Source organism: Sphingomonas sp., assembly GCF_031361285.1.
In the GTDB taxonomy this organism is placed as follows: Bacteria; Pseudomonadota; Alphaproteobacteria; order Sphingomonadales; family Sphingomonadaceae; genus Sphingomicrobium.
This window is the reverse complement of record NZ_JANMCO010000020.1, coordinates 1-2052: the sequence shown is the minus strand read 5'-3', so window position 1 is coordinate 2052 and position 2052 is coordinate 1. Positions and strand designations below refer to the sequence as shown.

Sequence of the window (2052 nt, the reverse complement as noted above, 5' to 3'; positions counted from 1 at the left end):
GCAGCACCTCAAGCGCGGTGCGGATCATCGGATGATCGTCGGCCAGCAGGATGCGACTCAACGGGAGGAATTGGGTCACGGCCGCTTACCGGGGATCGGCAGCGTGACCGTAATCCTGGTCACCGCCATGCCGCGCGACATGTCGAGCGTTCCGCCGGATTGCTCGACCCGCTCCTGCAGCGAGGCCGGCATGTCCAGCCGCTTGCCCGCCGCGGGAGGCACGGTGACGTCGTTGACGAACACCAGCCGCAGCTCATCCACCGTCGCGGCGAGACTGACCGTGACCGACTTGGCCTCGGCGTGGCGGACGGCATTGGCCACTGCCTCGCGCATCATTTGGTGCGCGTCGAGATGAAGCCGGACGGGAATCATCAACTCGGACTTTCGCCCCGATACCTTGCATTCGATATCCCATTGCCGCGACAAGCGGTCGGCGAGTCCCGAGAGGTCCTTTATGAGGTCGCTGAACGTGACGAGTGGCCCGCTGCGCAAGGCGGCGATGATCGCGCGCAATTCGCGCTGCTCCTGGAGAATGATCTGCTTCAATTCGTCTAGCTGCGGCACGAAGTCGCGGCCCGAGACTTGCGCGCGCTTGATCGCTTCGAGGCGGAAGGCGGCGCCGGCCAGGAATTGCACGACGCTGTCGTGAAGGTCGCGGGCGAGCGTCAGCCGCGCCCGGGATTCGGCATTGTCGTCGGCCGCGGCAAGCATGGCGTGGCGCTGGAGGTGGACCGCGATGTCCGCGGCGACCTGTTCGCCAAGGTCGATATGATCGGTCGACAGGCCCGGGACATCTTCGAGGAAGAGCTCACCTTCGCCTCCGTCCGAGTGGACCGGGATGGCGAGGCCTTCGCCCAAGGCCAGGTTCGGGGCGGCCCGGGCGGCGATCACCTCGCCCACGGAAAAGTCCACCAGATTGCCGTTGGCATCCTTCTTGAGCGCGCGGTCCTTGCCCTGGTCGTAGAGGAACGGCGACATGGCGATGGCCGGCACGATCGCGATCGCCGGGACGGTGACAGGCACGAGCTCGCCGTCGCGGATGGCGACGCCGGCGAAGTCGCCGCGGGCCTGGTCGCGCCAGACGAACAGGCCGGAGCGCGCGCCAACGCCGTTCATCGCTGCCCTGAGGCCGGTCTCGATCGGTGATTCGTCGAGGCTCGGTCGGGCCAGCAACTCCTCGTCACGGGCATAGAATCGCGCGCGCCACTGGTTGGCGCCGAACCAGATGAGGATCAGCGACAGGATGACCAGATGGCCGGTGCGGACCACGAAGCGCTGCGGCTCGAACGTAACGCCCGACTGCACCACCAGCAGCCCGACGATCAAATAGAGCAGCGTCAGCAGCATCGCTGTCAGCGCGGTCGCGTGCCAGCCCCAGCGGATCGCCGCCGACAGCAAGAGGAAGATGAAGAAAGTGAAGAACGGGCTGGTGTAGCCCTCGGTCAGCAGGACGAGCAGCGCGAACAAAGCGATGTCGCCGGCGTGCGCTGGCCCGGCGAGCTTGGCGTCGAGCCACCAATTGCTCCACGTCGCGACGAGCATTGCGATAGCGAACACGACATAAGCACCGAGCACCGCGAAAGTCGTCACCGGATCATGCGCCGGCTGGCTGACGTCGATCCAGATGGCGAGCAGGAACAGCGTCGCCAGCATGAGCCGGCCCAGAGCGATCACCCGCCCGGACGGAAGCTGGAATCCCTTCCCCACGGGGCGAGTGATATCGCATCCGCGCCCGACCGCCCAGCCGCCAGCGGGGTTTGCGCTTATTCCTCCGATATGTGCCATTCCGAGGCGATCGGGTGACACTAACTTTGGATAACTATGGCGGCCCGCGCCCTGCTGATATTTCCGCCCTCGTCACGTCACGTTTCAAGGGGAAGGGGAGCACGAACCCCGATTTGTGCTCCCCTTCTTTTTGCCCAAATTCATTCCGGACGTGTCCCGGTCAGTCGGATCGGCCGCTGGTGTAATAGTCGATCCGGATCCGCACCCATTCGCCGATCATCGCTTTCCCGTTCTTGCGCGGCGGCCGCACCTTGAACTGCCACGCCG

General features: G+C 65.4%; 1 protein-coding gene. It reads right to left on the bottom strand.

From position 1 onward, the window contains the following. Positions 1-75: 75 nt before the first annotated feature. Positions 76-1707, bottom strand: coding sequence for a histidine kinase (locus tag RMO25_RS02380; RefSeq protein ID WP_309661006.1), 1632 nt, complete (start codon positions 1705-1707; stop codon positions 76-78). Positions 1708-2052: the final 345 nt, after the last annotated feature.